Raw genomic sequence first — 15,442 nt, forward strand, 5'->3', positions numbered from 1 at the left:
TGACTTTTTTTCTTTGAAAGAGTATACTAATACAAATTTAACCTTTAAGGGGAGTCCAGAGAGACTCACAAGGTGTCAGATAAAAGGGATAAGGGGACTCTCTGTGGAGACTTTTTAAGTGTGCGCATGAGTTCTAGCCTAACCCAACTGAGGCCTTGCATTAGCAAGGCCTTTTCTTTATCTGGTCCCCTTAAATTTAAGGAGGAAAAGTCATGAATCCCACATGTAAGAAGCGTTTGGGTGCCATTCGTTTGGAAACCATGAAGGTGGTTGCACAAGAGGAAATCGCGCCAGCAATCTTTGAATTAGTCCTAGAAGGGGAGATGGTTGAAGCCATGCGAGCAGGTCAATTTCTTCATCTGCGTGTGCCTGATGATGCCCATCTCTTGCGCCGTCCTATTTCAATTTCGTCTATTGACAAGGCAAACAAGCAGTGCCACCTCATTTATCGGATTGAGGGGGCTGGGACCGCTATTTTTTCAACCTTAAGTCAGGGAGATACTCTTGATGTGATGGGACCTCAGGGAAATGGTTTTGACTTGTCTGACCTAGACGACCAGAGTCAAGTCCTCCTCGTTGGTGGTGGGATTGGTGTTCCGCCCTTGCTCGAAGTAGCCAAGGAATTGCATGCGCGTGGGGTGACAGTAGTGACAGTCCTTGGTTTTGCCAACAAGGATGCTGTTATTCTCGAAACAGAATTGGCCCAATATGGTCAGGTTTTTGTAACGACAGATGATGGTTCTTATGGTATCAAGGGAAATGTTTCTGTCGTCATCAATGACTTAGACAGTCAATTTGATGCTGTTTACTCATGTGGGGCGCCTGGAATGATGAAGTATATCAATCAAAAATTTTATGATCATCCAAGAGCCTACCTATCTCTGGAATCCCGTATGGCTTGTGGGATGGGGGCTTGCTATGCCTGTGTTCTAAAAGTGCCAGATAGTGAGACTGTCAGCCAACGCGTCTGTGAAGATGGCCCTGTTTTCCGCACAGGAACAGTTGTATTATAAGGAGAAAGTCATGACTAGAAATCGTTTACAAGTTTCTCTACCGGGTTTGGATTTGAAAAATCCAATTATTCCAGCATCAGGCTGTTTTGGTTTCGGCCAAGAGTATGCCAAATACTATGATTTAGACCTTTTAGGCTCCATTATGATCAAGGCGACGACACTTGAACCCCGTTTTGGGAATCCTACTCCCAGGGTGGCAGAAACGCCTGCAGGTATGCTCAATGCAATCGGTTTACAAAATCCAGGTTTAGAAGCTGTTTTAGCTGAAAAGTTGCCTTGGCTGGAAAGAGAATATCCTTCGCTTCCCATCATCGCCAATGTAGCAGGCTTTTCAAAACAAGAGTACGCTGCCGTTTCTCAGGGGATTTCCAAGGCTACAAATGTAAAAGCTATCGAGCTCAATATCTCTTGTCCGAATGTGGATCACGGCAATCATGGACTTTTGATTGGGCAAGATCCTGACTTGGCTTATGAAGTGGTAAAGGCAGCTGTGGAAGCCTCTGATGTGCCAGTTTATGTTAAATTAACCCCTAGTGTAACGGATGTTGTCACCATCGCCAAAGCCGCAGAAGATGCAGGGGCAAGTGGCCTAACCATGATCAATACCCTTGTCGGTATGCGCTTTGACCTTAAAACCAGAAAACCAATCCTAGCCAATGGAACAGGTGGAATGTCTGGACCAGCAGTCTTTCCAGTAGCCCTCAAACTCATCCGCCAAGTCGCCCAAACAACCGACCTTCCCATCATTGGAATGGGAGGAGTGGATTCTGCTGAAGCAGCGCTAGAAATGTATCTGGCTGGTGCCTCTGCTATCGGAGTTGGAACAGCCAATTTTACCAATCCATATGCCTGTCCTGATATTATTGAAAATTTACCAAAAGTCATGGATAAATACGGCATTAGCAGTCTAGAAAATCTCCGTCAGGAAGTCAAAGCCAATCTGAGATAAGCTAGGTCTTCCTTATCGTCAACAAGAAATAGAATCTTCATCAATTTGTAATATTTCCGTCGATTAACTATGTTACAATAGGGTTTAGAAAACGTTATTGGAGCATTTAAATGAAACGATGGAAAGTGGCCCTAGTAAGTGCTGGCTTATTGGGGTGTTTTTTTACTGTAGTGGAGACAGCAAAAGCCGAAGAAGGTACTTGGCAAGGAAAGACATATCTCAAAGCAGACGGGAAACCAGCAACCAAGCAATGGCTTTTTGACCAAACGCATCAGAAGTGGTTTTATCTTAAAGAAGATGGTCAACGTGCAGAAAACGGTTGGTTGACAGTTGGTGATAAGGATTACTATTTTAATGAAGCTGGAAAATTAGCTACGAAAACGTGGGTTGGCCAGTACTATGTGACTGAAAGTGGTGCTAAAGCCAAGGAACAGTGGGTATTTAATCAGGAACAAGAATCATGGTATTATCTCAAGTCTGATGGTCAGAAAGCTCAAAATGAGTGGATTCAACAAGGTCAGGAAAAATATTACCTTAAAGAAGATGGGAAAATGGCCAAAGATGAGTGGATCACTCAAGGTGAAGACCAGTACTATGTCAATTCTCAAGGGAAAATCTTAAAAAATACCTGGCTTGGCTCTCACTACCTATCTGATAAAGGAAATAAGGTAAAACAGGCTTGGATCTATGATGCTAATTATAGCAGTTGGTTCTACCTGAAAGCGGATGGCAACTACGCAGAAAACGGTTGGCAAACAGTTAAAGGGAAAGATTATTACTTCAAACAGGGTGGTTATCTGGCTACAAATACCTGGCTTGGAAAATCTTATGTAACTTCAAGTGGCCATAAGGCGAAAACAAGCTGGATTTTTGATAAAAATTACGAATCATGGTTCTATCTCAATGCCGAAGGCGACTATGTAGAAAAAGGCTGGCAAACAATTGATGGAAAAGATTACCATTTCAAATCAGGTGGCTATCTTTCTACAGAAAGTTGGATTGACCGCTTCTATGTTGCTAAGAGTGGTGCCAAACTAAAATCAGAGTGGTTTTTTGATAAGAATTACCAGTCTTGGTTCTACCTGAAAGAGGACGGAACCTATGCTGAAAAAGGTTGGAAAACCATTAAAGGCAAGGATTACCATTTCAAATCAGGCGGCTACCTTTCTACAGAAACTTGGATTGACCGCAGTTATGTGACGACCAGCGGAGCAAAAGCAGGAAAGGGCTGGCTCTTTGATAAGAAATATAACTCTTGGTTCTATATTAAGGCTGATGGAAATTACGCCAATAAAGAATGGCTCTGGGATAATGGCTACTATTATCTAAAATCAGGCGGCTACATGGCCACAAGTGAGTGGGTTTGGTACAAGAATAATTGGTTCTACCTCAAGTCGAATGGGAAGATGGCAGAAAAAGAGCTGATTTATGATTCAGTTAACCAAGCTTGGTACTATCTCAAATCAGGTGGCTATATGGCACAAAATGAAACTGTAGATGGTCATACCTTGGATGCCTCAGGTAAATGGCATGTTGCGGATAAAACCAAGTATTATAAGGTAAAACCTATCACAGCTTATGTCTATAGTGCATCTGGAGAAATTTTGAGTTACATTAACCAAGGAAGCATCGTTTCACTGGACAGCTCGACCCGTAAAGGAGGCAGACTTGCAGTTTCGATTTCTGGCTTGTCTGGCTATATGAATCAAAGTGATTTGACAGCAGTAGATGAAGGAAGCGAGTTTATCCCACATTATACTAGTGATGGGAAATTCCTCTACCATGAACTCTCTCCTTATACGAGTATCAAAGTAGCTCCACACACTTCTGCTATGGTTATTGGTAAGAAGTACTACTCAACTGACGGGGAGCATTTTGATGGCTTTACCATTAAAAATCCTTTCCTCTATAAAAACTTGAGAGAACCAAGTAATTATAGTGCAGCTGAGTTGGATAAACTGTATTCGATGATGAACTTGCAGGATAGTCCTCTCGCAGGTAAAGGAGCGACTTTCAAAGAAGCTGAGGAACGCTACGGTGTCAATGCCCTTTACTTGATGGCACATAGTGCCCTTGAAAGTGCTTGGGGACGCAGTCAAATTGCCAGAGATAAGAACAACTTCTTTGGTATTGCCGCTTATGATACGAGCCCATATCTCTCAGCCAAGAGCTTTGATAATGTGGATAAAGGAATCCTTGGAGCGGCCAAGTGGATTCGTGAGAACTACATCGACTATGGCAGAGACCACCTTGGAAATAAAGCAACTGGAATGAATGTTCGCTATGCTTCCGATCCATACTGGGGTGAGAAGATAGCTAGCATCATGATGACCATCAATAGCAAACTTGGTGGGAAAGACTAATCAAAAGAAATCAACGATAACTGCTGCAAAGTGGTTATCGTTTTTTTAATAGACAATGAGTTGATTGAATAGCTTTACAAACTTGAAATTTATCAAACAATATATTAAAATATAAAATAAATTATTTATAATTCAAGGAGTTTAAAATGAAGAAATCAATGATAGTCGGGCTTATCATTTTTATTGCTTTAGGTTTGGCAACAGGATACTATTTCTTATCTTATGCGCCTCATCAAGCTGCTGTAACTAAGTTTGAAGATGTAGTAAAGGATTTAAATGAAAAGAATAAAGAAGTTGAAGATCAAATAGCTGAGGCTGAAAAGATTATTGATAATGATGAAGAACCTCTTGATTCTAAGACATTGGAAGAATTGAAATCAACTATAAAGGATAGCAAAGATTCACTTCGTAAAATACCAGATATTGAAAAACAAACTGAGCAAATTGAAAAACAAATTGAAGAATTAAGTCAACCATTAGATTATAGTGAAACAAAAAAGAATTTATCTGACAAACAGACTCATTATCAAAATAGCATTCTTCAATTAAAACAAATTACAAATCCTTCAAGTTCTTTTATTGAAGAAAGGCTCAAAGAAATTGATTCAATTACTGGAGTACAATCTGTTACGGAGGATAATGACCCTAATAAAAAATTAAATAAACAAGGTGGGTATACAGCGTCTGTATATTTTGTTGACAAGCAAGTGACTGAATCTGTAGAAGGTTCAGATATTGTTCAAAAAGGCAATGATGTTGGAGGAAATATAGAGGTTTATAAGACAAAAGAAGATGCAGAAAAACGCAATACTTATATCAGTGCTTTTGATGGAACTGCTTTAAATCCCGGATCACACTATGTTTATGGAACTGTATTAATTCGCACTTCTCACCATTTAACAGGAACGCAACAGAAAGAACTGACCGAGAAAATCTACAATAAACTAATTGAACTGAATAATTAAATAATTGGATAGCTATTTGTTTTATTGAAGTAAGATACAGTCAAAAAGCCGTTGGAAAACGGTTTTTTGTTATAATTAAACTAAGAATTTAGAATTAAAGGAGAACATCATGACTTTTGAAGAAATCCTGCCTGGATTAAAGGCCAAGAAAAAATATGTACGAATTGGTTGGGGAGGGGCTGAAAACTATGTGCAACTCTTTGACACTATCGAGCAAAACGGGGTTGCACTTGAAGTGACGCCTTATTTCCTCATCAACGTGTCAGGAGAAGGGGAAGGTTTTTCCATGTGGAGTCCGACACCTTGTGATGTTTTGGCGACGGATTGGGTAGAAGTGCATGACTAGACGTGTATTGATTACAGGAGTGAGTTCAGGTATTGGACTGGCTCAAGCTCGCCACTTTTTAGAGAATGGCTATCAAGTTTATGGAGTTGACCAAGGTGAAAATCCACTTTTTCAGGGCGATTTCCACTTTTTACAGAGGGATTTGACATTAGACTTGAAACCTGTTTTTGACTGGTGCCCTCAGGTGGATGTTTTGTGCAATACTGCTGGAGTTTTGGATGATTATAAACCGCTTTTGGAACAATCAGCACAGGAAATTCAAGAGATTTTTGAAATCAACTATGTGACTCCAGTTGAGATGACACGACATTATTTGACGCAAATGCTGGAAAGAAAAAAGGGAATCATTATCAATATGTGTTCTATTGCTTCAAACCTAGCAGGAGGTGGTGGACACGCCTATACTTCCTCTAAGCATGCCTTGGCTGGATTTACCAAGCAGTTGGCTCTAGACTATGCTGAAGCTGGAATTCAGGTCTTTGGGATTGCTCCAGGTGCTGTCAAGACGAGCATGACTGCTGCCGACTTTGAACCAGGTGGCTTAGCGGACTGGGTGGCTAGTGAAACGCCTATCAAGCGCTGGATTGAGCCAGAGGAAATAGCAGATCTTACACTTTTTCTAGCAAGCGGAAAAGCAAACGCCATGCAAGGACAAATCCTGACTATTGATGGTGGCTGGTCTTTGAAGTAGGAGGAGTTGGATGGAAATCAAAAAACACTTTGGAGTCTATGCTGTTTGCTTTGAAAATGGGAAGTTACTCTGCATTGAAAAAACGAGGGGCCCTTATCAACATCGTTATGATTTACCCGGTGGTAGTCAGCAACTTGGGGAAGGATTGACGGAAACGCTGATTAGAGAAGTTATGGAAGAGACGGGATATACTGTTAGAAGCTACTCCAATCCTCGAATCTACGATGTTTTCGTCAGGGAAGAGTTAAAAAATTTTATGGTTCACCATATCATGGCATTTTATGATATTGAGGTCAACGAGAAGGAAGCTCAAGTCACGATTTCTGAAGCTGTCTCTGATGGTGCGAATGATTCACTCGGATATGTTTGGATGGATATTCAGAAAATCACAGAAGAAAATGCATCACCATTAGTCTTGAAGGTTAAGTCTGAATTATTAGAATTTCCAGAACTGGATAAGACTTCTTACATGAATTGGAAGGTGAATGATGAGAAACCAACTTGTCCTTAGTGGAGAACAAATTGTTGAAAAAGTGTATCCTCAGTTATTGCACCACGTCGGTATGATTCGTGGAGAATACTTACTGAGAGAGCTTAATCAAAACATCCTATTACCAAGTTGTCAGCAATTTGTAAAAGATTATCTAGATACCATTTGCTCCTTGTACTCAGATGAAGAGGTTTGGTATCGTTTTTCAGAGTTAACAAATACAGAAGCTAATTGTTTAGAGGGGACTAAAGAGCATTTTGATGAAAATCATCCCTTGTTTGGATATAGAGGGATAAGGCGTTTGCTGGCGTGTCCGAATGAATTTCAGGCTGAGGCACATGTCGTTACAGAAGTTTATCAAACCAATTCCAATCTGTCTGTTATTTTTCCTTTTGTCAATGATGCCGACCAATTAAAACAAGCTATTAGAGTATTGCGTGAGCATGGTTTTACTGGAAAAGTCGGTACAATGATTGAATTACCGTCAGCATATTTTGACTTGGATAGGATACTGGAAACTGGCATTTCAAAGATTGTAGTTGGAATGAATGATTTGACTTCTTTTGTTTTTGCGACTGTGAGAAACAGTCAATGGCATGATATGGAAAGTCCAATAATGTTAGATATGCTGAGAGATATGCAGGATAAAACAAGGATGAAAAAGATTGACTTTGCTGTAGCAGGCTATCTGAATGCTTCTTTCATACAAAAAACGAATCAGATGGGTATCAAGTGTATTATCCACTATAGTTCTATTCCAGAGATTTTTGATTTAGAGATTGATCATCCAGACCACCTCAAACGTGTAAAAGAAGTAAGTAAAAAATTACAAAGGAGTGATCTATGACACCGCAAGAAATGTGGAATATTTACAAGCAAATTAACCCCTCTATCGGAGATGAGATAGACGCCTGGGCTTTTGGAGTGGAAGCAGATCTCTTGGCAGATTTGGTTTTAAAAGGCGAAAAGACAGCAACCGCCTCAGTCTACGACCTCTACGCACTAGAAGACGAACCTCTTCCACAAGAAGGAACCTTCGATGTCATTTTAGACAGTCAAAATCAGGCTGTCTGTATTGTCGAAATTACCAAGGTCTCCGTTCAGCCTTTCAATCAAGTTTCTGCAGACCACGCCTACAAGGAAGGGGAGGGAGACAAATCTTTAGCCTATTGGCGTCAGGTTCATGAGGACTTTTTCACCGAGTGGATGAGGGAAGCCGGACTGACTTTTACCCCTGACAGCAAGGTCGTTTTAGAAGAATTTTGCAAGGTCTACCCACTCTAGACTGCAGAAGGAAGAAAGTTTTGGAAATCACCGTCCAATCCTTTTTTCTTAAGCAAAACATGATATAATAAGTTTGTTTGAAGAAGAGTAAAACTCTTAAACTTAGAATAGGAGAAAACTATGCAAGCAGTTGAACATTTTATTACCCAATTTGTTCCTGAACACTATGATTTATTTTTAGACTTGAGTCGTGAGACCAAGACCTTTTCTGGGAAGGTGACTATTACTGGTCAAGCACAAAGTGACCGTATTTCCCTTCACCAAAAAGACTTGGAAATCACTTCTGTAGAAGTTGCGGGTCAAGCTCGTCCATTTACAGTTGACCATGACAATGAAGCCCTTCATATCGAATTGGCTGAGGCTGGTCAAGTTGAATTGGTCATTGCTTTTTCAGGAAAAATCACAGACAACATGACAGGGATTTACCCTTCGTACTATACAGTGGATGGTGTCAAGAAGGAAGTCTTGTCTACACAGTTTGAAAGCCACTTTGCGCGTGAAGCCTTCCCATGTGTAGATGAGCCAGAAGCCAAAGCAACTTTTGACCTCGCTCTACGTTTTGACCAAGCAGCAGGTGAGTTGGCCTTGTCAAACATGCCTGAGATTGATGTGGATAACCGCAAGGAAACAGGTATCTGGAAGTTTGCGACAACACCTCGCATGTCATCTTACTTGTTGGCTTTTGTTGCTGGTGACTTGCAAGGGGTGACTGCTAAAACCAAGAATGGTACCCTCGTAGGTGTCTATTCAACCAAAGCTCACCCATTATCTAATCTTGATTTCTCATTGGACATCGCCGTTCGCTCAATCGAGTTTTACGAAGATTACTACGGAGTCAAGTACCCAATCCCTCAATCTCTTCATATCGCTCTTCCTGACTTCTCAGCAGGTGCAATGGAAAACTGGGGTCTGGTGACCTACCGTGAAGTTTACTTGGTTGTGGATGAGAACTCAACCTTTGCTAGCCGTCAACAAGTTGCCCTTGTCATCGCCCACGAGCTTGCTCACCAATGGTTTGGAAACCTCGTGACTATGAAATGGTGGGATGACCTTTGGCTTAATGAAAGCTTCGCCAACATGATGGAATACGTCTGTGTCGACGCCATCGAGCCAAGTTGGAATATCTTTGAAGACTTCCAAACAGGTGGTGTGCCGGGAGCACTTAAACGTGATGCGACTGATGGCGTTCAGTCTGTCCACGTCGAAGTTAAACACCCAGACGAAATCAATACCCTCTTTGACGGAGCTATCGTCTATGCCAAAGGAAGCCGTCTCATGCACATGCTTCGTCGTTGGCTAGGTGATGCTGATTTTGCTAAAGGTTTGCATGCTTACTTTGAAAAGCACCAATATGGAAATACCATTGGTCGTGACTTATGGAATGCCCTTGGACAAGCATCAGGGCGTGATGTCGCAGCCTTCATGGATTCTTGGTTGGAACAACCTGGTTATCCAGTTCTCACTGTCAAAGTTGAAAATGATGTCTTAAAGATTTCACAAAAACAATTCTTCATCGGTGAGCACGAAGACAAGAACCGTCTCTGGGTTGTACCACTGAATAGCAACTGGAAAGGCTTGCCAGATACACTCGAAACTGAAAGTATCGAAATCTCTGGCTACGCCGCTCTTCTTGCTGAAAATGAAGGAGCTCTTCGTCTCAACACTGAAAATACAGCCCACTACATTACCGACTATCAAGGAGACTTGTTAGATGCCGTTCTTGCTGAGCTAGAGACACTTGATAACACAAGTAAACTTCAAATCGTTCAAGAACGTCGTTTGTTGGCTGAAGCAGGGCACATTTCTTATGCAGACTTGCTCCCAGTCCTTGATAAACTTGCTAAGGAAGAGTCTTACCTTGTGGTTTCAGCTGTCTCTCAAGTGATTTCTGCCCTTGAGCGCTTTATCGATGAAGGAACAGCAACTGAGAAAGCCTTTAATACACTCGTTGCTAAATTGGCTCGTCACAACTATGACCGTCTTGGTTTTGAAGCCAAAGATGGAGAATCAGATGAGGATGAATTGGTTCGTCAGTTGACCATTTCCATGATGATTCGTTCCAATGATGCAGAAGCTAGTCAAGTTGCTAGCCAAATCTTTGCAGCTCACAAGGAAAATCTTGCAGGACTTCCAGCAGCAATCCGTGCTCAAGTTCTCATCAATGAAATGAAAGACCATGAGACCAAGGATTTGGTCGCAACTTATCTGGACCTATATACTCATGCGACGGATGCGGTCTTTAAACGCCAGTTGGCAGGAGCTCTTGCATATAGTACAGATGCCGACAATATCCAAACCCTGATTGGCTCATGGAAGGATAAATTTGTAGTGAAACCACAAGACCTTTCTTCATGGTACCTCCAATTCCTCGGACACCAAGCTACCCAAGAAACTGTTTGGGTATGGGCGCGTGAAAATTGGGATTGGATTAAGGCAGCTCTTGGTGGGGATATGAGCTTTGATAGCTTTGTTATCTTCCCATCGCATATCTTTAAAACAGAGCAACGCTTGGCAGAGTACAAGGCCTTCTTTGAACCACAACTCTCTGACCTTGCGCTTAGCCGCAACATTCGTATGGGGATCAAGGATATCGCAGCGCGTGTTTATTTGATTAAGCGTGAAAAAGCAGCAGTCGAAGCTGTTGTAGCCCAATATGCTAAAGCTTAATTTGTTCGAAATGTAAACAAAAACTCAACTTTCTATCTGAAAAGAAGAGAGAGTTGAGTTTTTTTTAAGGCAATTTTGGTATAATAATCATAACAAGGAGGAGTTTCTGATGATAAAAATCTTATTAGTAGAAGATGACCTAGGCCTGTCAAACTCAGTATTTGACTTTTTGGATGATTTTGCAGATGTCATGCAGGTCTTTGATGGAGAAGAAGGTCTCTACGAAGCTGAAAGTGGCGTCTATGACTTGATTTTGCTTGACCTGATGTTGCCTGAAAAAAATGGCTTCCAAGTCTTGAAAGAGTTGCGCGAAAAAGGAATTACAACACCAGTCCTTATCATGACTGCTAAGGAAAGTTTAGATGATAAGGGACATGGTTTTGAGTTGGGAGCGGATGACTACCTCACCAAACCTTTCTACCTAGAAGAACTCAAAATGCGGATCCAAGCCCTTCTCAAACGTTCAGGTAAGTTTAACGAAAACACCTTGACCTATGGAGATGTAGTCGTCAATCTTTCAACGAATGAAGTGAAGGTGGAAGACACGCCTGTGGAACTGCTCGGAAAAGAGTTTGAGTTATTGGTTTACTTCCTTCAAAATCAAAATGTTATTCTTCCCAAGACACAAATTTTTGACCGTCTATGGGGATTTGATAGCGATACGACGATTTCCGTTGTAGAAGTCTATGTTTCAAAAGTTCGTAAGAAACTGAAGGGTACAGCCTTTGCTGAAAATCTTCAAACCTTGCGTAGTGTCGGGTATATTTTAAAAGATGTTCAATAAATTAAAAAAAACATGGTATGCGGATGATTTTAGCTATTTCATTCGAAACTTTGGAGTGTTCACCTTGATTTTCTCTGCTATGACCTTGATTATCCTTCAGGTCATGCATTCGAGTCTCTACACCTCTGTAGATGAAAAACTCCAAGCTCTTAGTAGTAGTCCCCAAGCGGTTATCCAGTTAGCCCTTAATCGGGCAACCGAAGAAGTCAAGGATATCCAACCCGCAACAGCGGATGCCAACAAGGCTGAAATCAAGCCCAATGTTAGCTCTAATACGGAAGTTTTGCTTTTTGACAAGGATTTTAACCAACTCTTACTGGGCAATCGCTTTTTAGGCTTGGACAAGATCAAGCTGGACAAAAAGGAGTTGAATCACATTCGGCAAATCCAAGTTGTCAATAGCTACGGTCAGGAAGAAACCTATCGGATGATTTTGATGGAAACCAATTCTTCCTCCGTATCAAGCAATGTCAAATATGCGGCAGTTTTAATTAATACCAGCCAGCTTGAGCAAATCAGTCAAAACCACGAGCATTTAATTGTTGTAGTCATGGCTAGTTTCTGGCTCCTGTCTTTAATTGCCAGTGTTTATTTGGCACGTGTCAGTGTCAAACCCTTACTGGAAAGTATGCAAAAGCAGAAGTCTTTTGTTGAAAATGCCAGTCACGAACTGAGAACGCCTTTGGCCGTTTTACAAAATCGTTTAGAAAATCTCTTTCGAAAACCAGAGGCAACAATCATGGAATCCAGCGAAAGTATCGCTTCCAGTCTTGAAGAAGTTCGCAACATGCGCTTCCTTACGACCAATCTTCTCAACCTTGCGCGTCGAGATGATGGAATCAAACCAGAAATAGCAGAAGTATCACCACAGTTCTTTAAGACGACCTTTGCCAACTATGAGTTGATCGCTTCTGAAAATGATCGTGTTTTCAACTATGAAAATCGAATTTATCGTCCATTCATGACCGATCAGTTGCTCTTAAAACAACTCATGACCATCCTGTTTGATAATGCCATCAAGTATACCGAAGAAGATGGGAAAATTGAGTTTGTAGTTTATGCTACAGATCGCCATCTCTATCTTACAGTAACGGATAATGGAATTGGAATCTCAGCTGCTGACAAGAAGAAAATCTTTGACCGTTTTTACCGTGTAGACAAAGCGAGAACCCGTCAGAAAGGTGGCTTTGGTCTTGGACTATCTTTGGCCAAGCAAATCGTAGATGCCTTACGAGGAACGATTACCGTAAAAGATAACAAACCTAGAGGAACAATTTTTGAAGTTAAGATTGCCATCCAGACTCCCTCGAAACGTAAGAATAAATAAAAAAGACAGTTAGATAACTGTCTTTTTTGATAACTAGAAAAGAGGTTGGTAGAAGTACCAACCTTTATTTTGAAAATTTTCGTTTCATTATCTTTCGTTGAAGTTGTAAAAGGGCGAAACTAAGACCCATTGCAGCAACAAATGATAAAGCTGTGTTCAATTTTAAGGCTAGAAAGATAAAACTAAAAAGTGCCATAAAAATACAGAAACAAGCGATATTTACAAAAAATAAAATCTCTTTTAGGTTAGGGCCGACTGGGGCTTCAGGTGTGTAATCTTGGTAAAGCGGAGTTTGTTTCGATTCGGGAGCTTGTTCAAACTCATAAGCTTCTAGTTTTCTTGCGGACATGATTCTCTCCTTAACAGTACATAACTATTTTATCATTTTTTATGCAGAGAATTATTACAGGATTGTTACAAAACTACTAAAGTCTCTTATCATCCTCTAAGTCGCTCTCTTGACACCTACAAGGGAAAATGGTAGCATGGATGTTACACTTAAAACAGATGACCTGACCTTCTCTTTTATAAATATACTGAGAAAGGAAAGGATAACTTATATAAATTGATAGCAAGCTGAGGCTTTTTCCTAAGATGATTTGTTAAGTTGCTACCTGATTTATTTTAAAAAGTATAGGTAGGAGTTGTTTTGAATGGATGGAAGGACAGAGATTCTGTCTATTGGACTGGGTGGCATTCTTGCTACCTCTGGGAAAAGTAAAAGGAGATAAGTATGTATCTTGCTATCAAAGAAATAGTACGAAACAAACTTCGATATAGTTTGATTCTAGCTACCATTTTTCTTATCGCTTTTATGGTCTTTTTTATGACCAGTCTAGCTCTTGGTCTTGTGCGAAACAACCGAGCAGCTATTGATAATTGGCAAGCGACGGGTGTCGTTTTATCCGACTACGCAAATGATAATTTGACGGCATCTTTTATTCCTGAAAAGGACTACAAGGATAAGAGTTCTGAAGAGGCTGCTCCATTGGGCTATATGTTCGCTGTGACCAATCTAGTCGATGGTAGTGAAAAGATCAACGTTTCCATCTTTGCTCAATACTGGGACGCTTTTATCTCACCTAGTTTGACGGAGGGTCGTTATCCTGAAGGAGATGATGAGGTTGTCGTGGATCAGTCTTTTGAGAACTATGGGATGAAGCTAGGTGATGCCATTCAGCTCAATGGAAGCGATGCAAGTTACAAGATTGTAGGCCTGACTCAAGGAAATAAATTTTTCACCGAGCCTGTTGTCTTTACGAGTCTGACAACTTATTGGACCTTACAAGGAACCTTGAAAGCCAATCGTTCCGTCTCTGCCTTGGTATTGAAAAATGATATAGAAGTGGTCGGGGATGGTCTGAAACAGATTTCCATTCCAAAAATGATATCGAAAATTCCTGGTTACACACCTCAGGTTAATGTATTTTCAGGAATGATTCTTGCTATGATTGTCATTACAGACTTGATTGTGGGGATTTTTGTTTATATCATTACCATCCAAAAACTAGGCCTTTATGGAATAATGCGGGCTCAGGGGATACAGATCAAAACCATTGTATGGTCTCTGTTCTGTCAAATCTTCCTCCTAGCTGGTATGGGGATTGCTTTAGCCTTGCTGGCAATCGGAGGAGTGATTTTAGTCTTACCAGCTACCTTCTTTTTCTATCCAAGTTGGATAGCCTACTCTGTCCTAAGCTTGGTAATTTCCTTGATGGCCCTTCTAGGTGGTGTCATTTCACTTCCACGCTTGTTAAAGGTGGACCCGATTACTGCGATTGCAGAATGATAAGGAGAATAGTATGACAGCATTGATTGAAATGACTCAAGTGACAAAAACGTATGGGGAAGGAAAGATGAAAGTCGTAGCCCTGCATGAGACGAATTTTCAGCTAAATGCGGGAGAGTTCGTATCTATCGTTGGGCCTTCTGGCTCTGGAAAGACAACCTTTCTAACAACTCTAGGACAACTTCAGGAAGCATCGAGTGGAAAGATTCTAGTCAAAGGGAAGGAAACAGGCAGTTTGACGGAGAAGGAAAAAACAGACCTCCGTTTTAGAGAGTTTGGTTTCATTCTCCAGGCTTCAAACCTAATTCCTTTTCTAACAGTCAAGGAACAGCTGGATTTGATTGACAGACTGGATAAGGGAAAAAATAGTAAAAGTGACCGAAAAGAGCTCTTTAAGTTGTTGGATTTGGAAAAAGTAAAAGATCATTATCCCAAGTCTCTATCGGGTGGTGAACGTCAACGTGCGGCCATTGCTAGAGCGCTCTATAACAATCCAAGCATTGTGCTTGCAGATGAGCCGACAGCCAGTCTAGATACCGAGCGTGCTTACCAAGTAACGGAGATGTTGGCTGCCATTGCCCATGAACAAGGTAGAGGAGTTGTTATGATTACGCACGATACTCGTCTTCTTGATAAGGTTGATCGTATTTATGTCATGAACGATGGCCACCTAGTTGAAGAAACACATGCATAAAATAGAGTGAATGGTACAAGTTACTGTTCACTTTTTTGATTGGAAAAGATAGAAACAAGTTTAACTTTTTATGAAACTCT

At 40.9% G+C, this 15,442-nt stretch carries 15 protein-coding genes; 14 read left to right on the forward strand and 1 reads right to left on the reverse strand.

Features of this window, described 5'->3' with window-relative positions:
* Window positions 1-212 precede the first annotated feature (212 nt).
* From B7720_RS07135 to B7720_RS07190, 12 genes are all read left to right on the forward strand, one after another.
* On the forward strand, window positions 213-1,013 hold the full coding sequence (locus B7720_RS07135; protein WP_084857276.1) for a dihydroorotate dehydrogenase electron transfer subunit: 801 nt from the start codon (window positions 213-215) through the stop codon (window positions 1,011-1,013).
* Complete coding sequence (locus B7720_RS07140; RefSeq protein ID WP_162281782.1) at window positions 976-1,962, forward strand: dihydroorotate dehydrogenase; 987 nt, start codon at window positions 976-978, stop codon at window positions 1,960-1,962. Before B7720_RS07135 ends, B7720_RS07140 begins: the two co-directional genes overlap by 38 nt.
* 110 nt (window positions 1,963-2,072) lie before the next feature.
* Complete coding sequence (locus B7720_RS07145; protein WP_084857280.1) at window positions 2,073-4,325, forward strand: glucosaminidase domain-containing protein; 2,253 nt, start codon at window positions 2,073-2,075, stop codon at window positions 4,323-4,325.
* Window positions 4,326-4,471: 146 nt separating this feature from the next.
* Window positions 4,472-5,290, forward strand: a complete 819-nt coding sequence (locus B7720_RS07150; RefSeq protein ID WP_000749423.1) for a hypothetical protein — start codon at window positions 4,472-4,474, stop codon at window positions 5,288-5,290.
* A gap of 109 nt (window positions 5,291-5,399) precedes the next feature.
* Complete coding sequence (locus tag B7720_RS07155; RefSeq protein WP_000141907.1) at window positions 5,400-5,636, forward strand: DUF2829 domain-containing protein; 237 nt, start codon at window positions 5,400-5,402, stop codon at window positions 5,634-5,636.
* Window positions 5,629-6,327 (forward strand): 3-oxoacyl-ACP reductase, encoded by a 699-nt coding sequence (locus B7720_RS07160; protein ID WP_084857282.1) that lies wholly within the window; start codon window positions 5,629-5,631, stop codon window positions 6,325-6,327. The genes B7720_RS07155 and B7720_RS07160 overlap by 8 nt, the downstream gene beginning before the upstream one ends.
* Window positions 6,328-6,337: 10 nt before the next feature.
* Window positions 6,338-6,838: an NUDIX hydrolase gene (locus B7720_RS07165; protein ID WP_000403335.1), complete on the forward strand. Its 501-nt coding sequence runs from the start codon at window positions 6,338-6,340 to the stop codon at window positions 6,836-6,838.
* Window positions 6,816-7,664 carry a putative PEP-binding protein gene (locus B7720_RS07170; protein ID WP_142358710.1) on the forward strand — a complete coding sequence of 283 codons (849 nt, stop codon included), beginning with the start codon at window positions 6,816-6,818 and terminating at the stop codon, window positions 7,662-7,664. The genes B7720_RS07165 and B7720_RS07170 overlap by 23 nt, the downstream gene beginning before the upstream one ends.
* The gene (locus B7720_RS07175) at window positions 7,661-8,101 is read left to right on the forward strand and encodes an ASCH domain-containing protein (protein ID WP_084857284.1); all 441 of its coding nucleotides are present in this window, start codon (window positions 7,661-7,663) and stop codon (window positions 8,099-8,101) included. The genes B7720_RS07170 and B7720_RS07175 overlap by 4 nt, the downstream gene beginning before the upstream one ends.
* Window positions 8,102-8,221: 120 nt before the next feature.
* Window positions 8,222-10,768 (forward strand): M1 family metallopeptidase, encoded by a 2,547-nt coding sequence (locus tag B7720_RS07180; RefSeq protein ID WP_084857286.1) that lies wholly within the window; start codon window positions 8,222-8,224, stop codon window positions 10,766-10,768.
* Between the two features lie 109 nt (window positions 10,769-10,877).
* Window positions 10,878-11,552 carry a two-component system response regulator CiaR gene (ciaR, locus tag B7720_RS07185; protein ID WP_000590635.1) on the forward strand — a complete coding sequence of 225 codons (675 nt, stop codon included), beginning with the start codon at window positions 10,878-10,880 and terminating at the stop codon, window positions 11,550-11,552.
* Window positions 11,542-12,879 carry a sensor histidine kinase gene (locus B7720_RS07190; RefSeq protein ID WP_084857288.1) on the forward strand — a complete coding sequence of 446 codons (1,338 nt, stop codon included), beginning with the start codon at window positions 11,542-11,544 and terminating at the stop codon, window positions 12,877-12,879. The genes ciaR and B7720_RS07190 overlap by 11 nt, the downstream gene beginning before the upstream one ends.
* A gap of 64 nt (window positions 12,880-12,943) precedes the next feature.
* On the opposite strand, the gene B7720_RS07195 is transcribed toward B7720_RS07190, so the two are convergent.
* Window positions 12,944-13,228 (reverse strand): DUF3270 domain-containing protein, encoded by a 285-nt coding sequence (locus B7720_RS07195; RefSeq protein WP_071850864.1) that lies wholly within the window; start codon window positions 13,226-13,228, stop codon window positions 12,944-12,946.
* Between the two features lie 384 nt (window positions 13,229-13,612).
* On the opposite strand from B7720_RS07195, the gene B7720_RS07200 reads away from it, so the two are divergent.
* Both B7720_RS07200 and B7720_RS07205 read left to right on the forward strand, forming a co-directional pair.
* Window positions 13,613-14,668, forward strand: coding sequence for an ABC transporter permease (locus tag B7720_RS07200; RefSeq protein ID WP_084857290.1), 1,056 nt, complete (start codon window positions 13,613-13,615; stop codon window positions 14,666-14,668).
* A gap of 13 nt (window positions 14,669-14,681) precedes the next feature.
* On the forward strand, window positions 14,682-15,362 hold the full coding sequence (locus B7720_RS07205; RefSeq protein ID WP_084857292.1) for an ABC transporter ATP-binding protein: 681 nt from the start codon (window positions 14,682-14,684) through the stop codon (window positions 15,360-15,362).
* Window positions 15,363-15,442: the final 80 nt, after the last annotated feature.

Origin of the sequence: Streptococcus oralis subsp. oralis (genome assembly GCF_002096455.1) — a bacterium.
GTDB lineage: Bacteria > Bacillota > Bacilli > Lactobacillales > Streptococcaceae > Streptococcus > Streptococcus oralis_CY.